Source organism: Bartonella sp. AA1HLJMS, assembly GCF_042197445.1.
Taxonomy (GTDB): domain Bacteria; phylum Pseudomonadota; class Alphaproteobacteria; order Rhizobiales; family Rhizobiaceae; genus Bartonella.
In genome coordinates this window covers 1-15,360 of the sequence record NZ_JBHIRW010000005.1, presented here as the reverse complement: position 1 = coordinate 15,360, position 15,360 = coordinate 1, and the positions used below count along the sequence as shown (strand labels likewise).

The following is a 15,360-nucleotide window of genomic DNA, read 5'->3' as shown; positions in this document are numbered from 1 at the left end:
TTTGCAAGCAATAGAAAAAATACAGTCTCCCCTATACAAACAATATCACAAAATAAAAAAATTATTTTCACTAAATGAGAAGGATATATCGATATTCTATACAACACTTTGTGAAACAAATATCACAAAAAACTTTCTGCCTATAAAATGATACATTTTGTTTATCTTGTGCATTCTCTAGCAAAATAGTACGTACCAGCCCCTCTCAACAAATTAACGTACCCGCAAGACAAAAATAACTGTCGCAACAACAAGAAGAAAAAAGCCTCCAACAAAAGGAGCACCAGAAAAATAAAACAGTGCATTTTTATCTGTAAAACATTCAAAAAGAAACACATAAAAAACAGAACCAAATGTTAAACTCAACGAAATAACAGATGTCATCGCTCCTTGCAGTTCTCCTTGTACATTTGTCGGTACCTGCGCTGAAGCAATAGCACGTATAGGTGCATGAACAAGATACTCAAGCATAGTACACACACAAACCATATAAACCATCCACCCCTGCGTCGCAAATGTATAACCCAGCATAGCAACAGAGGCAAACAAAAGCCCTACTATAACAATATGCCAATCACTCCATCGTTTAGAAAAATAAGGCAAAATGAGAGCGACTACAATAAATTGGCCTATCCCAAAAACACTATAGGAGAGTCCAATAGAAAAAGAACTCCAATCATAGCGTTCTTTTGCAATGAAAGCCCAAATGCTTAACCATACAGATTCCGCAAACCAATAAAGAAAAAAGACCAATAACACCCAAAGAACCATCGGGTATTGTTTCAGATGCCAAAAAGCACCTAAGGGATTTGCCCGCTTAATATCAAAAAAGCGCCTATTCCATAAAGAAAGGGTTTCTGGAAGCATAACCCAAGAAAAAATAAAATTAATGAGTGAAAAACCAACAGCAAAATAAAACGGAATACGCGGACCAAACTGACCTAAAAAACCACCAATAAACGATCCTAAAATAACCCCCAATGCGGATGCAATGCCTAACAGACCAAAATTGCGTGTACGGGTTTTATCATCAGATATATCCGCAAGATAAGCTGTACAAGTTGCAAAACTAGCGCCACTTATCCCTGACAAAAGACGCCCGATAAATAACATAGAATAGCTCCATGCTATAGCACATATGAGATTATCAAGAGCAAAGCAAATAATAGAGAGAAGCAAAATAGGACGACGACCATAACGATCAGAGAGATTGCCAATAACAGGAGCAAACAAAAACTGCATCACTGAATAAGCTGCAAGTAATTTTCCTCTTTCTACAAAAGATGTACTGACCTCTTTTCCAGTTAATTGAGAAAAATATTCAGGCAAAACAGGACAAATGATCGCAATACAAAGAATATCTAACAATAAAGTGATAAACACTAAAATGAGCCCACGCTGAACAAATTTCGGATTGAGCATTTGGTCTTGCATAACATACACACTATTTTACGCATACAATGACTCCCCCGCTCTCTTTTAATTCCCTTTTCATTTTAAAAGTATTCTATGCTGTATACTTTTCATATATGAAATAATAACAAATTAAAAATTACAAAAAGAGTCAAGATAAAAATATAAAATTATTTTTTACTTGATATATCATTATCAATGTATAAAAAATATCTTTTATATTAAATGAAAAAAATACTTATGAGAATAAATCATTAACAATTCATCGTAAGACACAGAATATCAAAATAATTTGATAGATATTATGATTAATTTTATAATACATTATTACAACTTATCATACTGCTAATTTTTAAAACATCAACTCTATTAGATAAATCAATGCCATATAATAATTTAAATATTTAATAATCATCGTAAAATATATTAATACTGTAAAAACTGATTATATTTATTGAATCAATCAATATTATATGTTATTATTACATTAAAATCTAATAAGCATGAGAAAACAGTTCTTTTAGTACGTGTTGTCCGTGAATTGTTAAATTTAAAAATGGTGTGTAAAATGCAAAAAATATCCCTATTAATTCTCACTTTAATGCTAGTGATAGGACGTGATGTCCAAAATTCTTATTCACAAGAGGGGGGGATAGAAAATAAAATAGAAACACAACAAACAACCAGCGTAGAGCTAGATCCCTATACTTTAAATAAATTAAATGCTCTTCTCAAAAAGCGTTCAGAAATAAATGATCACGAAAAAGGAGCCGTGATTGACTTTCTTTCTGAAGCTTTTTTAGGAACACCTTACAAAGCTAATATGTTACATGGCTCAGAAAATACACCAGAAAAACTGATTATTGATTTTAGAAGCTTAGATAACTTCACTTGTATGGATTATGTTGAAGCATTGCGCAAATCAACATCCCAAACAGAATTCATAAATAACGTCATAAAAACGCGTTATATTAACGGTAATGTTGATTTTTTAAATCGGAAACATTTTTTTACGGATTGGGCTTATAGAGAATATAAACTCGCCACTGATATTACCGCTGAAATAAGTCCCCATGCGGTAAAAATAGAAAAATATCTCAACAAAAAAGCTGATGGTGAAAGCTATCTTCCTGGACTTCCAGTTGTGAAACGCACAATAACGTATATTCCAAGTAACTTTATTAATGAAGAGGTTATAAGCCGTTTAAAATCAGGGGATTTCATTGGTATTTATGCAAAACTTGCTGGATTGGATGTAACACATGTGAGTTTCTTTATCATGACAGATAAAGGGCCGATGTTACGACATGCTCCTTCACACAAAGAAAATGAAAAAGTCGTCGATACCCCTTTTATGGATTATGTTGCAAAAACACCAGGAATCGTCGTTTTAAGAGCCCTTGAATAACATCATAGCGATATGAAATAGCTTTTCTATTCTTACTAGATATACTGAAGCTATTCAGATAAACGTCTAACTTTGTATAATCTACACGGATAAAATCATATTTGAAGAATGGCGGTTATAATTACCTTTACTGACTGAAGGCTGAAGGCAAGCAAAACTCTGTTATTTCTTGTATCATACTTTCTTTTCATATGCTCGAGCTAAGAATTATCTATAGACCACCGCCATTCTAATCTTTATGAATATAAAAAATATTTTTTTGCAAGCATAAGTAAAATAAGGTATGTTATGATTATTGTCTCACAAAGTATTTTATATAAAATTTATAATTAAGCTCTATTTCCTCTCGCCCTCAAAAACAAGAGATCTATTCTTGACAGCCCCGTAAACAATACATCTTCTTAAGCCAATTTCAGCGGATAACCATTTCATGTAATTCAATTAAACGCCACCAGCAAGCCTTACTGCTCGGCATTGACCGCGCACTCAAAAAATGCTTAAGAGATCAAATTTTATAGGTCTTATCTCACCACACCTTAAATGACAGTGTACGATAACAGAATAAATCTTGCCTTAAGAGACTCTGTTTAATCTTCCCCTTTATTGATGCAAAAATACAATCAACAAAAGAGCATCATCGTATTTTCAAGAGATATGAGTTGCCACACCGTAAAAAATTAATGTTCGTAACATGACAACCCATTTGAAAAAATCTTTTTATATAAAAGGGATCACCGTTGTACCGGGAGGCAATTTTGCCTCATCTTCAGGCTCGACATGAATAGAAATACGCACATTATCAAATTCTTTTTGAAGAACAGCTTCAATTTTATCACAAATTTTATGTGCTTCTCCTACCTGCATTATAGCAGGCACAACCAAATGAAACTCTATAAAAGTAACCCTCCCAGCAACACGCGTCCGCAAATCATGGACCTCAAGCGCACCCGATGCATTTGCAGAAATCAGCTCACGAATCCGCATGCTTTCATTCAATTCAACGCCAACATCCATTAATCCCTGAACAGCATTTCTAATCACCTTCCAGCCCTGTAAGAGAATATTAACGGCAACGATTATCGCTAAAATTGGATCTAAAGCTCCCCATCCTCCGACAAAACCGGCAATTAAACCAATTAAAATTGCAAGCGACGTAAAAACATCAGTTATAAAATGTACTCCATCAGCTTTAAGAGCCGGTGAGCGATGGAGTTTTCCCTGCCCAATAAGAACCATTCCCCACATACAGTTTATGACAGTTGCAATAAGATGAATAACAAGCCATATTCCAGGTTTCTGCAACAATTTAACGGTAGAAAGAGCTATCCATGCTTCTCTTAAAATAACAATTGCCGCAATAATAATGAGTACCCCTTCAAGAATTGCGGAAAAATATTCCGCTTTATGATGCCCAAAGGGATGATCATGATCTGCTGGCTTCATACTCACTTTAACAGCCCACCATGCTGCCAATGACGCAAGAATATTAACGATTGATTCCAATGCATCAGAATAAAGTGCAACCGAATCTGTGATGTGATATGCCCAATATTTCAAAGCAAAAACAATACACGCAATAAAAATAGAGTATAAAGTTAAGCTTTGTATATTGATTTTTACATCCATGAACCTCATCCTTTTCTTCACGAAATAGGGAATTAATATTTTCAACCATATCATTATACTTTTGGCATAACGACGATCTTTCCTCAATATTACAGAAGCTTCATCATACAATAAACGCCTCAGCTCACCATTATTATCGTAAAAACTGCTCAGTTACACGAACAGCACCAATAAATAAAGAAGAGAGAAAATAATAGAAAAAAGAGCTTTCCCAAGAGCAATCAAACACATAACCTTCATTATTAATCGTTTTCTGAATAACTTGAAGCCATCTCACTTCTCATAAACGAAAAACTTGTTTTTGCTCAAATCTATCATGATCATGCATTATTTTTCAGTCTTATGATGTGCATTATAACCCATCTATAAGCCATCTTTGCACCTTAGAAAAAATATCTTAGCACTCTACGGTAACTTTACAGGTCAACAGGATTTTAAAATATGATTTACTGAAAAATTTAGATATAAAAAGAAGAACAATGATTACCCTCAAAAAAAAAGAATCTGGGCATTGGGGACCCAGATTCTTTTCCCTTAAAAACTAAGGGCATACAGAACTTGGGAAATAGCGGGGACCCAAGATACTGCACCCGATACGAGAAAAAATATATGATTCCGTATCAGTATTTTTACATTATACCTATGGTTGCATATTGTCAATACAAATTCTACCATAAGTTTTAAAAAATATTTTTTTATCTCTTCTTTTTAAATAAAACAAATTCTAACATCTGGAAATCATAAGAAAAAAGCACTAAAAATCTCGCATGCATTTGAATATCATAACAATCAATGAAACAGATGATCCACGCCTAAAAGCCTATCATAATATCCGTGAAAAAGATCTTGTTGGACGGCAACATCAATTTATTGCTGAAGGCAAAGTAACATTGTCCGCATTACTACATTCGAAAGAGTTTTCTGCCATCTCACTGCTCATCGTAGCAAACCGTCTCTCTGGACTTCTACCGCTTTTAGAAAAAACACAGCCCCTATGTCCCATTTATTGCGTTCCACAAAAAGTTATGGATAATATCACCGGCTTCCATGTTCATCGTGGTGTTCTGGGTATTGGTAAACGCAAAATACTGCCATCCTTACAAAGTTTTTTACAATATCTTCCAGAAAAAGCTTTGATTCTTGTTTTATGTGGTATCTCAAATCACGATAATATGGGATCAATTTTTCGTAATGCAGCAGCCTTTGCCAGTAATGGCATTATTGTCGACAAAACCTCATGCGATCCACTTTATCGCAAATCAATAAGAGTTTCTGCCGGCGCTGCTTTAAAAGTACCCTATACGTAAAACGCTGATATAGATGACATTATAGCTGCTCTAAACGATGAAAACTTTCATCTTTATGCACTCTCCCCTTCTGCCTCACACACTCTCAAACAAGCCAACAAAAGCAAAAGAATAGCACTTATTTTTGGAACAGAAGGCGATGGCTTACCACTCCACATACTAAAACAATCAAACACCTTACGTATTCCCATGACTGACGGTTTTGACAGCCTTAATGTTGCCACAGCCTCAGGTATTGCACTTGCTCATTTTACCAACTTTGACCACTAAAGATGATAACACTTCAAGTTATAGAACATACCTAATGTTGTATGTTATCTACCAGTCTCCAATAATATTGCCGTTCCCTAGCCTTTGAAAGCATTGATAAAAAACATTTTTACATTTTTTTCATCACTTTCCACACCCTAACCCCGCTTATGACGTGCAGAAGATATAATTTTGATGGATTCAATCATAAAACAAACTTTCAATGAGAAAATCTTCCGGAAGTCTCTCATTCAAGTTTAAGATTAAAAAATATCATTATAAATCAATCTACTATGCTTTATAAAGCTGTTGTTTTTAGTTCTGAGGAAACAGGATCTTTTGTTTCGAGATTGCATAAAACGCGCTTCAACATCATTTCAGTATCAGCTGCACGTTCTGAATGTGTTACAAATCCTCCCCCAAGAATACGCGCCTCATGACCATTTCCATCATAAAGAACGCAAGCTTGCCCTGGTGCCACACCATTTTCACATTCCAATAAATCAACAGAAAAAATACCTTCTTTATAATGTAAGCGCGCAAGGTGAGGAGGACGCGTTGAACGCACCTTTACAGCCACCTCAATACCTTGAGAAGGGAAATTATCTAACGACTCATCACCAAGCCAATTCACATCACGTAAAAAAAGCTTATGCGTTTCTAACATTTCACGCGGTCCAACAATAACACGTGCATTTTCCACATCGAGATAAACTACATAAAGCGCTTCACCCGTTGACACCCCAATACCACGACGTTGACCAACCGTATAATTAACAATTCCCGAATGTTTACCTAAAATCTTTCCATCAATATGGACAATAACGCCAGGATTAGCTGCTTCTGGACGCAGTTTTGCGATAACATCTGAATATTTTCCTTGTGGAACAAAACAAATATCCTGACTATCATGCTTATTGGCAACCACAAAGCCCATTTCTGCTGCCATTTCACGAACGCGGGCTTTTGGAAGGTCACCAAGTGGAAAACGCAAATAATCAATCTGTTCTTGTGTCGTTGCAAAGAGAAAATAACTCTGATCACGATCATTATCGAGAGGACGAAAGAGTGCTCGATGCGCTCCGTTGGAACGCGAACGAATATAATGTCCCGTAGCCAAAGCATCCGCCCCCAATTCGCGTGCGGTTGCTAATAAATCAGCAAACTTAACCGTTTGATTACATGCAATACATGGTACTGGGGTCTCTCCATGAGCATAACTTTCTGCAAAAGGATCAATAACAGCTTCGCGAAAGCGCTTTTCATAATCAAGAACATAATGCGGTATTCCTAATGTTTCTGCAACGCGGCGTGCATCCTCAATATCTTGTCCTGCACAACACGCCCCCACCCGATGCGTTGCTTCCCCATGATCATAAAGCTGCAACGTAATGCCAATAACATTATACCCTTCCTTTTTCAAAAGACCTGCAACAACCGATGAATCAACCCCCCCCGACATTGCAACAACAATGCGAGAATCCTCAGGTTGTCCTGGTAAATCAAGACTGTTTAAAAACATGTATTCATTCTCTATTTAATGCTCTGTTTAATGGCTAGCCATATGTTGACATTCTGATGCACGCTCTTTAGCACTTTTACACGATTGATTGTCTTTATATTATTTTTTTATCCTTTCCACAACCATAGGCATTACTTTCTTAAAAGCTGCTGCAAACAAAAAAAGAATGATGGAAATAAGGCATAATGGTAATCGTTTAGGAGAAAACCTTTTTTCTCTTTTGAAAAATCCGGTAAAATATTGCAAGAATCTCTTCTACACACTTCAACTTGAGCTTCTTTTACATACCCAATCACTTTATTAATTTTTTCTTTCAGCGCTTTTAGCTCTTTTTTAAATTTCATGCTCTATAAACGAATCAAGTCCTTGACTAAAGGTAGAGGATACGAATGAGCAACTTGATAAAAACACAAATGAAATATGTTATTGGGCCAGATGGAAGTCCGCTTACAATTGCCGACCTACCGCCGCAAACAACACGGCGCTGGGTGATTCGTCGCAAAGCTGAAGTTGTTGCGGCTGTCAGAGGTGGATTGTTAAGTCTTGACGAAGCATGCCACCGTTATACTTTGACTGTAGAAGAATTTCTTTCATGGCAAAGTTTAATCGATGAACACGGTTTAGCGGGATTACGAACGACCAAGATTCAACACTATAGGCATTAAGTTGCCATTGATTAATAACATAAAGCAATCTATAAAACAGCCAAACTTGATAGAAGTTTGGCTGTTTTATACTATATCCAAAAGATAAACCTAAAAGAATGGATTTTTCAATAATTGCTTTTATCATCCAGCCATTAAATTAGCCAACCATTGAATTAGATTGAATCAAAATATCCTTATCATCCGCAGCAATCTTCTTTTCTCGTGCTTCCAAAAGCTGTGCACGTTGCAGCTCTGTATTAGCTTCATGGAGAGCAATTTCAGCATTTGTTTTTTGAAGTTCTAAATCACGAATTGAATTGATCAGATTATCACGTCTTTGCCGCGCTGCACGCGCAAAAGCAGAATAAGCAAAATGGTGAACATCATTGTTTCCAGATTTACGTTCTTCATGAGTAATCTGTGCTTCCAACTCTAACACCATTCGTTCAAATTCTGCGATCATCATCTCAAGCTGTGCAATTTCACGGCGCTTTCCACGCACTTGAAACATCCTCAATCGCACCATATTTTCTCGTGGCTTCATACTCACTACTCCTTGATTGCGCCAACTCAAAACTCGTATTCACACCCAATAAATATCTTTTAGTTATATATCTATCCGACAAAAACAGTCTCTTAACTTGAAATTATAATAATTTTTGCCTTGCATTAAAGCATCTGAAAATACAATCTGCTTTAAAGAGCAATAACTATTTCTTTAACTTTTCCCCCCATTATAAACTGAAGAGGTTTAAAGCTCAGTAAATAAACACTGAAATTGTAAAAAAGTAATTTATAAAGCTCTTTTACAAATTTTTTTAAGTTAAAGTTTATAGAAAAAGCCCTCCTTTTTTATTATGTTAAAAAATATAAGATTTTTCTAAAATAATTTTGTAGCCTCTTTCAAAAATAAAAATATTTTGTTAACCACTATCATGGATAGTGGGGAATTTAGTAGTGATTGTTACGCGTACTACTGAAATGTTCATAAACGCTTTTTTATAAGTGTTTGATTTAATGAATTGTTTTTATAACAGTGGTTTTGCTAACTGATATAAAATAGAAATGCTCCTTATGATTCGTGAAGGAGCAAAGTGAGGGATCTAAAATGCGCGTATTATTAATTGAAGATGATAGAGCAGTTACTCAAAGCATTGAGTTGATGTTAAAGTCGGCAAACTTTAATGTTTATATCACTGATCTGGGTGAAGAAGGTATCGATTTAGGAAAACTCTATGATTATGATATCATTTTGCTTGATCTGAATTTGCCTGACATGTCAGGGTATGATGTCTTGCGGACTCTAAGGTTGGCAAAAATAAAAACTCCTGTCCTAATCCTTTCTGGTATGAATGCCATTGAAGACAAGGTTCGTGGTTTTGGCTTTGGAGCAGACGACTATATGACGAAGCCTTTTCATAAGGATGAGCTCATTGCACGTATCCATGCAGTTGTTCGTCGTTCAAAAGGACATGCACAATCGGTTATTGTTACCGGGGATCTCACCGTTAACCTTGACACAAAAACTGTCGAAGTTGCAGGGCGCCCTGTTCACTTAACCGGTAAAGAATACCAAATGTTAGAGCTTCTCTCTTTACGCAAAGGTACCACCCTTACCAAGGAAATGTTTCTCAATCATCTCTATGGTGGAATGGATGAACCAGAACTAAAGATTATCGATGTTTTTATTTGTAAATTGCGGAAAAAATTGGAAGCAGTCTCTTCCAGTGTAAATTACATTGATACAGTTTGGGGACGTGGTTATGTATTACGTGATCCAGTTGAAGAGAACGTACGAAAAACCGCTTAAGCAGTGAACATGCACATTGTAAAATCTCGGAGTGTAGCGGGCCGAGATTTTTTCCCGGGATCTTTTCTCTATTAAAAGTAGAGAACTCGCGCACTAAAAATCTCATATAGAAAGCGCTTAAAGCTTAAGAAGTAACCACACCCAATTTACACATATAACCTTATCGCTCATAAGTTCAATCGAAGCCACTTTTCCCAACACAGCTTAAGCGCTTCTCTCTTATTCAAAGCTTTTTTACACTTTCTAAAACAATACAACCATCACTTTCATCAATATTTATTTTCATCTCTGTCATCTGAGCAAGTAACATTGTGTAATAAAATTGGATGACATGTGCATCAATAAGCTCTTCTTGAACTTCTCCACGAAATAACGCAAGAAAATGAGGGGGTATACGGAGAGTTCTACCGAAAACCTCAAATCGAAAAGAACGTTTATTTTCTTCTTGCAAAATCATAACAACAATTTCACCACCACGAGAAACTGTTGCGTTTGCAATCAATAATAAATTAAGCAAAAGTTTAACTTCATCTTTTTCTAACAATAAAGAAGAAGCTTGCCATTTTAACGTTGCTTTTTCTTCTTTCATATATTGTTGAGCAACCTGCTCTGCAGCCCGTGTATCTATTTGTCCTCCACTTGCACCAGCAAAACCAAAAGCCAATCGCGCAAATTGTAGACGTGCAGCAGCACTCGCAACGGATAAACGCACCAATTGTAAAGCATCTTCTTCAGCTCCTCCTTCATCATAAAGCTCCATTGCATTTTGAATAGCCCCCACAGGTGAAATCAAATCATGGCAAATACGACTACAAAGCAAAGCAGCAAGATCCATAGGCTTCAAAGAAATATCTAACGTCATAATGATTGAAAACTCCTAGATTCAAAAAAACAAAATTTATTTTAAAGAAAAACTCTTAACATCTGATGCATAATAGGAAACATTAACAATCATGCTAAAAAATTCAGAAATAAATTCAAGAATTTAAATAACCTTATATCTTATTTTTTATTTGAATAGAATGAAAATTCTAATATTATCTTTTTGTTTATCACTAATAAAAGGAGAAAACTCCATGGCTCTCTCTCTGCTCAAATACTGGTACAAAAATATTATATCTTTAATCTTCCTTTTATTCATCACCATAAACACTACACAAGCTCGACTAAAACCAATAGAGCAAAACGAACCTCATTATTCACTCCAAGAAATTATTGATTCTGGTCATATTTTTTTTGGAAAAACAGCCAGTGGTCTGGCTGTTGCAATTCAAAATATTTTTTCAAAATACGGTTATCCCAATGCCTATATTTTAGGAGAAGAAGCTTCTGGTGCCTTTTTTGCTGGATTAACCTATGGCGAAGGAATGGTTTTTACCAAAAGCTATGGTCAACATAAAGTTTTTTGGCAAGGTCCCTCAGTAGGATGGGATTTTGGCGGCCAAGGCTCCCGTTTAATGATCTTAGTTTACAATCTTAATGGCATAAATAATTTATGGAGACGCTATGGTGGTATTTCAGGTTCGGCCTATTTAATTGCAGGTGTTGGTTTTCATGTCCTAAAATACCATAATACCTTGTTAATCCCAATACGTACAGGAGTCGGCGCACGCCTTGGTATCAATATAGGATATTTAAAATTAACACATAGACCGACATGGAATCCGTTTTAAACGGTTTCTTATTTGAAAAGGGGTATTATGCTTATTCAATCATTTCTTTTTTTTATACTTGGAGTTGCTTTCACTTCCTGGTTACTGGTGCTTTTATCTCCTTTTATTTGGCGTAAAGCCGTTCATTTTGCGTATAAAGATGTTTGTGCGAAAATGCCATTATCACTCGCGGAAATAGAAGCAAATCACGATTTTCTTCGTGCACAACATGCTGTAGAATTAGCAAACAACCAACAAAAGTACGAATTTTTGCAAAAAAAATATGTCCAACAAAAAATACAACTGAGCCAAGTAACAGAACAATTTTATCGGCTATGCCTCCCCACAAAAGATACTCTCACCAAAGAAGCGATAGCAATCAAACAAAATATCGCCACACTACACACTTCCAAAGGAAAGACAAATGATGCGTGAAAAAGTCGCACACTATCAGCAACGCTTACAAAAAATCCAAACTCATGAGCTGGACACGACCGCTAACCACCAATTGCTAGAAGAACTCCGAGAAGAAACAAAAGAACTTGCAGCAACATTGGCAGCTCAAATAGCGCTACAAGAGGGGAATACATCACCCATCAACACATTGATTCAAAAATCCAAAAGCAAAAATGACCTAGCATCACGTATTCGCCAAAAAATAACTTTTCTCTCCAAAAGCCCTGTTAAATAAGTTATCTTTTAAAACACCTTAAATGAAGAGTAAAATCAACAAAGGTTCATTGTCACGTTCGTAACCCAAATCCTTTTTACTAAACGTGACTTTTTTGCTAAGCTAAAGGACAAAGTTTCTTAGCCCATACCGTTCTGTTAAAAAATATCTTCTTGTCTAGAAGCTTCACTTTCTAATCATATCACCGCTCTAAAGGACAACATTTCATAGGTACTAGAAAGGAAATAATACCAAAATATTGGCCACACACTTTAACAAAAAATACCTTCTAAGATGGATCACCAATAGAGCTTTGACCATAATTTTAAGGATAAAAACACGCTCTCAAGAGTGATAAAAATCTCTTATTTTTTTGATAATCATATCCTGATCCGTTTGTGTCAAGTAAGGATGCATTGGTAAACTTAAAACACACTCTCCTAAAGACTCTGAAACAGAAAGGGAATCTTTTACATAAGGGAAGTGTTTATAAGCTGGCTGTTGATGTAAAGGAGTTTTATAATAAATCATTGTAGGGACAGAATTTTTTTGTAAAAAATCTTTTAATTTATCCCGCTCTTTTACCTTAATCGTATATTGTGCATAAGCAGAACGAATATTTTCTCCTATTTCTGGAACTGTAACAATATCTCTTAAGCCATTGGAATAGCGTTGAGCAATTTCCACACGCTTTTCCATTTCATCTTCAAAAATCGCAAACTTTTCTAGTAAAATTGCAGCCTGAATGCTATCTAGGCGCGAATTCATACCAATACGTACATTGTCATATTGCGTTTCACCTTTACCATGAAACAAAATAGAGCGTAAAAGTTCTGCAAAATGATCATCATTGGTCATCATAGCGCCTCCATCGCCATAACATCCTAATGGTTTTGCAGGATAAAAACTTGTAGCAGCCACATCACCAAAAGCACCACACATAGTATTACCGCTTCTCCCCCCCATAGATTGAGCAGCATCTTCAATTACAAAAAGATTTTCCTTTGCAGCCACTTGAGCAATTTGCACATAGTCAGCAGAAAGTCCAAATAAATCAACGGCAATAATAGCTTTTGGCTTTAGACGTCCCTCTTTTTTTACCATTTCGATAGCGTGAGAAAGTTTTTCAACATCAATATTGAATGTATCAGGTAAAACATCAACAAAAACAGGTTTAGCCCCCACCAAAGCAACCACTTCAGCCGTTGCTGAAAATGTAAAACTAGGACAAAAAACAGCATCGCCTGGACCAATATTTTTAGCCATAAGAGGCATCTTCAAAGCATCTGTTCCATTAGCACATGCAATCACATGTTTAACGCCAAGATATTCTGCCAATTTCTCTTCAAATTCTGTTACTTTTGGCCCCAAAATATACTTACCACTAGCGACTACATGCGCAATTGCAGAATTAATTTTATCTTCAATACGCGCACGCTGCGCCCCAAGGTCGATGAATTGCATATTAACTCCATTGATCATCACAAGAATGCAAAAGCGCTACCTATCTCTTTTATCTATTATAATTGACATCAGCAGCTGTTAAAATCCGTAAAACCGCAATAGCATCATCACCATTTGTACGAGGTGATTGACGCGTTTCAATACAATGAAGGAAATGCCGTAATTCGCAAGTAAGCGGCAAATCTTCACAAACATCAATGTAATTCAGCTCATCCATGCTAAAAGCCCACTCTTGATTTTCTTTCCAAACGGCAAAATGGTGCATTGCCAATTTACGACTCCACGGTTCCATATCATCAAAAACGAGTATAGCCTTTGTTCCAACAACAATTAAACGCCTCTCACGATAAGAACTCAAGCGTGAAGTAAAAAGATGACTACGCACACCATTTGGAAAAATCATATGAATATGAGAAAAATCAGAAATCTGATCAACGACAGCAGCCCCCTCACCGCGAATTTCGGAAGGTTCACATCCTGTCAACGCCAAAATCATTGAAAGATCATGAGGGGCAAGATCCCATAAAGCATCACTGTGTGTGTGAAATTTTCCAAAGCCTAATCTATGAGAATAAATATATCGCACATCTCCCACATCTCCGTTTTTCACCAATTCACACATTTTTTCAAAAGCTGGATGAAAACGCAAAATATGGCCCACCATAAAAACTCGCTCATAGGCCTCAGCCTCCTGAACTTGGCGTTTAGCATCAGAAACATTCAAGGCTATTGGTTTTTCCACCAAAACATCTTTACCATTTTTAACAGCACGGAGCACATTTTGCGTATGCAATTGTGGCGGCAACGCTAATACCAGCGCATCAATATCTCGATGAGTAAAAAGATCATCTGGTGTAACAACCTCTACACCATACAGTGTTGCAAAACTAGCAGCACGATCATTATCAATATCAGAAACTGCTGCTAAAGCCCCGAGAGAGTGGAGTGTCCGTATATGATTTTCACCCCAATGACCGCATCCTAAAACCGCTACACGTGGCACCATTTTCATGCCTTACCTTACTTTATCATATGAAAATTACACTTTTACATATCGAGGATAAAATAGAATGACAAGAGAAAAGCTTAAAAACGATGCTTGACATCTTACTATTCTACCCCTTATATCCGCAAAAGATGTAATTATTGACAATTATGATTGCTTATTTTGGCGGAGTAGCTCAGTAGGTTAGAGCAGAGGAATCATAATCCTTGTGTCGGGGGTTCAAATCCCTCCTCCGCTACCATTACTTTTTTATTGTGTGTGTAGCTTACTGTAGCTTGCCAGCAGGTTTTGTATAATTTGCCACTAGGTTTTGTACCAATGTAGCTTGCCAGCGGGTTTTGTATATTTTGCCACTAGGTTTTGTACCAATTTATTTTTTCTCAAAGAGTTTTAAAGATGTTCTCAAAGGGTCTTCAAATGCTTTTCAAAGGGTATTTAAAGCTCTCTTTAACGCATTTTTCTGCTCCTATTTTTCCAAATCACTAAAGCGTGTAAAATCGGATTGAAAGGCAAGGGGAACGATTCCTGTCGGACCATGGCGTTGTTTTGCTATAATAACCTCGGCTTTACCCTTGGCTTGCTCCAT

At 36.2% G+C, this 15,360-nt stretch carries 15 protein-coding genes, 1 tRNA gene and 1 pseudogene; 8 read left to right on the top strand and 9 right to left on the bottom strand.

Features of this window, described 5'->3' with window-relative positions:
• Window positions 1-213: 213 nt before the first annotated feature.
• On the bottom strand, window positions 214-1,434 hold the full coding sequence (locus tag ACFIQE_RS02740) for an MFS transporter (RefSeq protein ID WP_375707246.1): 1,221 nt from the start codon (window positions 1,432-1,434) through the stop codon (window positions 214-216).
• A 547-nt stretch (window positions 1,435-1,981) separates the two neighbouring features.
• Here ACFIQE_RS02740 and ACFIQE_RS02735 point away from each other — a divergent pair.
• Window positions 1,982-2,821 (top strand): DUF1460 domain-containing protein, encoded by an 840-nt coding sequence (locus tag ACFIQE_RS02735; protein ID WP_375611962.1) that lies wholly within the window; start codon window positions 1,982-1,984, stop codon window positions 2,819-2,821.
• Window positions 2,822-3,538: 717 nt separating this feature from the next.
• Here ACFIQE_RS02735 and ACFIQE_RS02730 read toward each other — a convergent pair.
• Window positions 3,539-4,447 carry a cation diffusion facilitator family transporter gene (locus tag ACFIQE_RS02730; RefSeq protein ID WP_375621387.1) on the bottom strand — a complete coding sequence of 303 codons (909 nt, stop codon included), beginning with the start codon at window positions 4,445-4,447 and terminating at the stop codon, window positions 3,539-3,541.
• 767 nt (window positions 4,448-5,214) lie between these two features.
• Here ACFIQE_RS02730 and ACFIQE_RS02725 point away from each other — a divergent pair.
• Window positions 5,215-6,024: pseudogene (locus ACFIQE_RS02725) on the top strand (TrmH family RNA methyltransferase).
• 277 nt (window positions 6,025-6,301) lie between these two features.
• Here ACFIQE_RS02725 and mnmA read toward each other — a convergent pair.
• Together mnmA and ACFIQE_RS02715 are read right to left on the bottom strand one after the other, a co-directional pair.
• Window positions 6,302-7,525 (bottom strand): tRNA 2-thiouridine(34) synthase MnmA, encoded by a 1,224-nt coding sequence (mnmA, locus tag ACFIQE_RS02720; RefSeq protein ID WP_375621388.1) that lies wholly within the window; start codon window positions 7,523-7,525, stop codon window positions 6,302-6,304.
• Between the two features lie 131 nt (window positions 7,526-7,656).
• Window positions 7,657-7,869, bottom strand: a complete 213-nt coding sequence (locus ACFIQE_RS02715) for a hypothetical protein (protein ID WP_375621389.1) — start codon at window positions 7,867-7,869, stop codon at window positions 7,657-7,659.
• Between the two features lie 45 nt (window positions 7,870-7,914).
• Between ACFIQE_RS02715 and ACFIQE_RS02710 the strand changes: the two genes are divergently transcribed.
• A complete protein-coding gene (locus ACFIQE_RS02710; RefSeq protein ID WP_273790817.1) occupies window positions 7,915-8,190 on the top strand; it encodes a DUF1153 domain-containing protein in 276 nt (91 codons plus the stop codon).
• Between the two features lie 139 nt (window positions 8,191-8,329).
• On the opposite strand, the gene ACFIQE_RS02705 is transcribed toward ACFIQE_RS02710, so the two are convergent.
• On the bottom strand, window positions 8,330-8,716 hold the full coding sequence (locus tag ACFIQE_RS02705; RefSeq protein ID WP_375606932.1) for a flagellar export protein FliJ: 387 nt from the start codon (window positions 8,714-8,716) through the stop codon (window positions 8,330-8,332).
• Window positions 8,717-9,280: 564 nt separating this feature from the next.
• Between ACFIQE_RS02705 and ctrA the strand changes: the two genes are divergently transcribed.
• Window positions 9,281-9,982: a response regulator transcription factor CtrA gene (ctrA, locus tag ACFIQE_RS02700; protein ID WP_273790819.1), complete on the top strand. Its 702-nt coding sequence runs from the start codon at window positions 9,281-9,283 to the stop codon at window positions 9,980-9,982.
• A 223-nt stretch (window positions 9,983-10,205) separates the two neighbouring features.
• On the opposite strand, the gene chpT is transcribed toward ctrA, so the two are convergent.
• Window positions 10,206-10,844, bottom strand: coding sequence for a histidine phosphotransferase ChpT (gene chpT / locus ACFIQE_RS02695; RefSeq protein WP_375621390.1), 639 nt, complete (start codon window positions 10,842-10,844; stop codon window positions 10,206-10,208).
• A 214-nt stretch (window positions 10,845-11,058) separates the two neighbouring features.
• On the opposite strand from chpT, the gene ACFIQE_RS02690 reads away from it, so the two are divergent.
• From ACFIQE_RS02690 to ACFIQE_RS02680, 3 genes are all read left to right on the top strand, one after another.
• The gene (locus ACFIQE_RS02690) at window positions 11,059-11,655 is read left to right on the top strand and encodes a DUF1134 domain-containing protein (RefSeq protein ID WP_375613340.1); all 597 of its coding nucleotides are present in this window, start codon (window positions 11,059-11,061) and stop codon (window positions 11,653-11,655) included.
• A gap of 153 nt (window positions 11,656-11,808) precedes the next feature.
• Entirely contained in the window at window positions 11,809-12,069 is a 261-nt protein-coding gene (locus ACFIQE_RS02685) for a hypothetical protein (RefSeq protein WP_375707245.1), read from the top strand.
• Window positions 12,059-12,325, top strand: a complete 267-nt coding sequence (locus tag ACFIQE_RS02680; protein WP_375611955.1) for a hypothetical protein — start codon at window positions 12,059-12,061, stop codon at window positions 12,323-12,325. Before ACFIQE_RS02685 ends, ACFIQE_RS02680 begins: the two co-directional genes overlap by 11 nt.
• A 324-nt stretch (window positions 12,326-12,649) precedes the next feature.
• On the opposite strand, the gene ACFIQE_RS02675 is transcribed toward ACFIQE_RS02680, so the two are convergent.
• Window positions 12,650-13,768, bottom strand: a complete 1,119-nt coding sequence (locus tag ACFIQE_RS02675) for a DegT/DnrJ/EryC1/StrS family aminotransferase (protein WP_375621391.1) — start codon at window positions 13,766-13,768, stop codon at window positions 12,650-12,652.
• 49 nt (window positions 13,769-13,817) lie between these two features.
• Window positions 13,818-14,774 carry a Gfo/Idh/MocA family protein gene (locus tag ACFIQE_RS02670; protein ID WP_375613400.1) on the bottom strand — a complete coding sequence of 319 codons (957 nt, stop codon included), beginning with the start codon at window positions 14,772-14,774 and terminating at the stop codon, window positions 13,818-13,820.
• A 164-nt stretch (window positions 14,775-14,938) separates the two neighbouring features.
• On the opposite strand from ACFIQE_RS02670, the gene ACFIQE_RS02665 reads away from it, so the two are divergent.
• Window positions 14,939-15,015: transfer RNA gene (locus ACFIQE_RS02665), tRNA-Met, on the top strand.
• A 225-nt stretch (window positions 15,016-15,240) separates the two neighbouring features.
• On the opposite strand, the gene ACFIQE_RS02660 is transcribed toward ACFIQE_RS02665, so the two are convergent.
• Window positions 15,241-15,360 (bottom strand): DnaB-like helicase C-terminal domain-containing protein (locus tag ACFIQE_RS02660; RefSeq protein ID WP_375707257.1); only part of this gene is annotated, 120 nt, incomplete at its 5' end.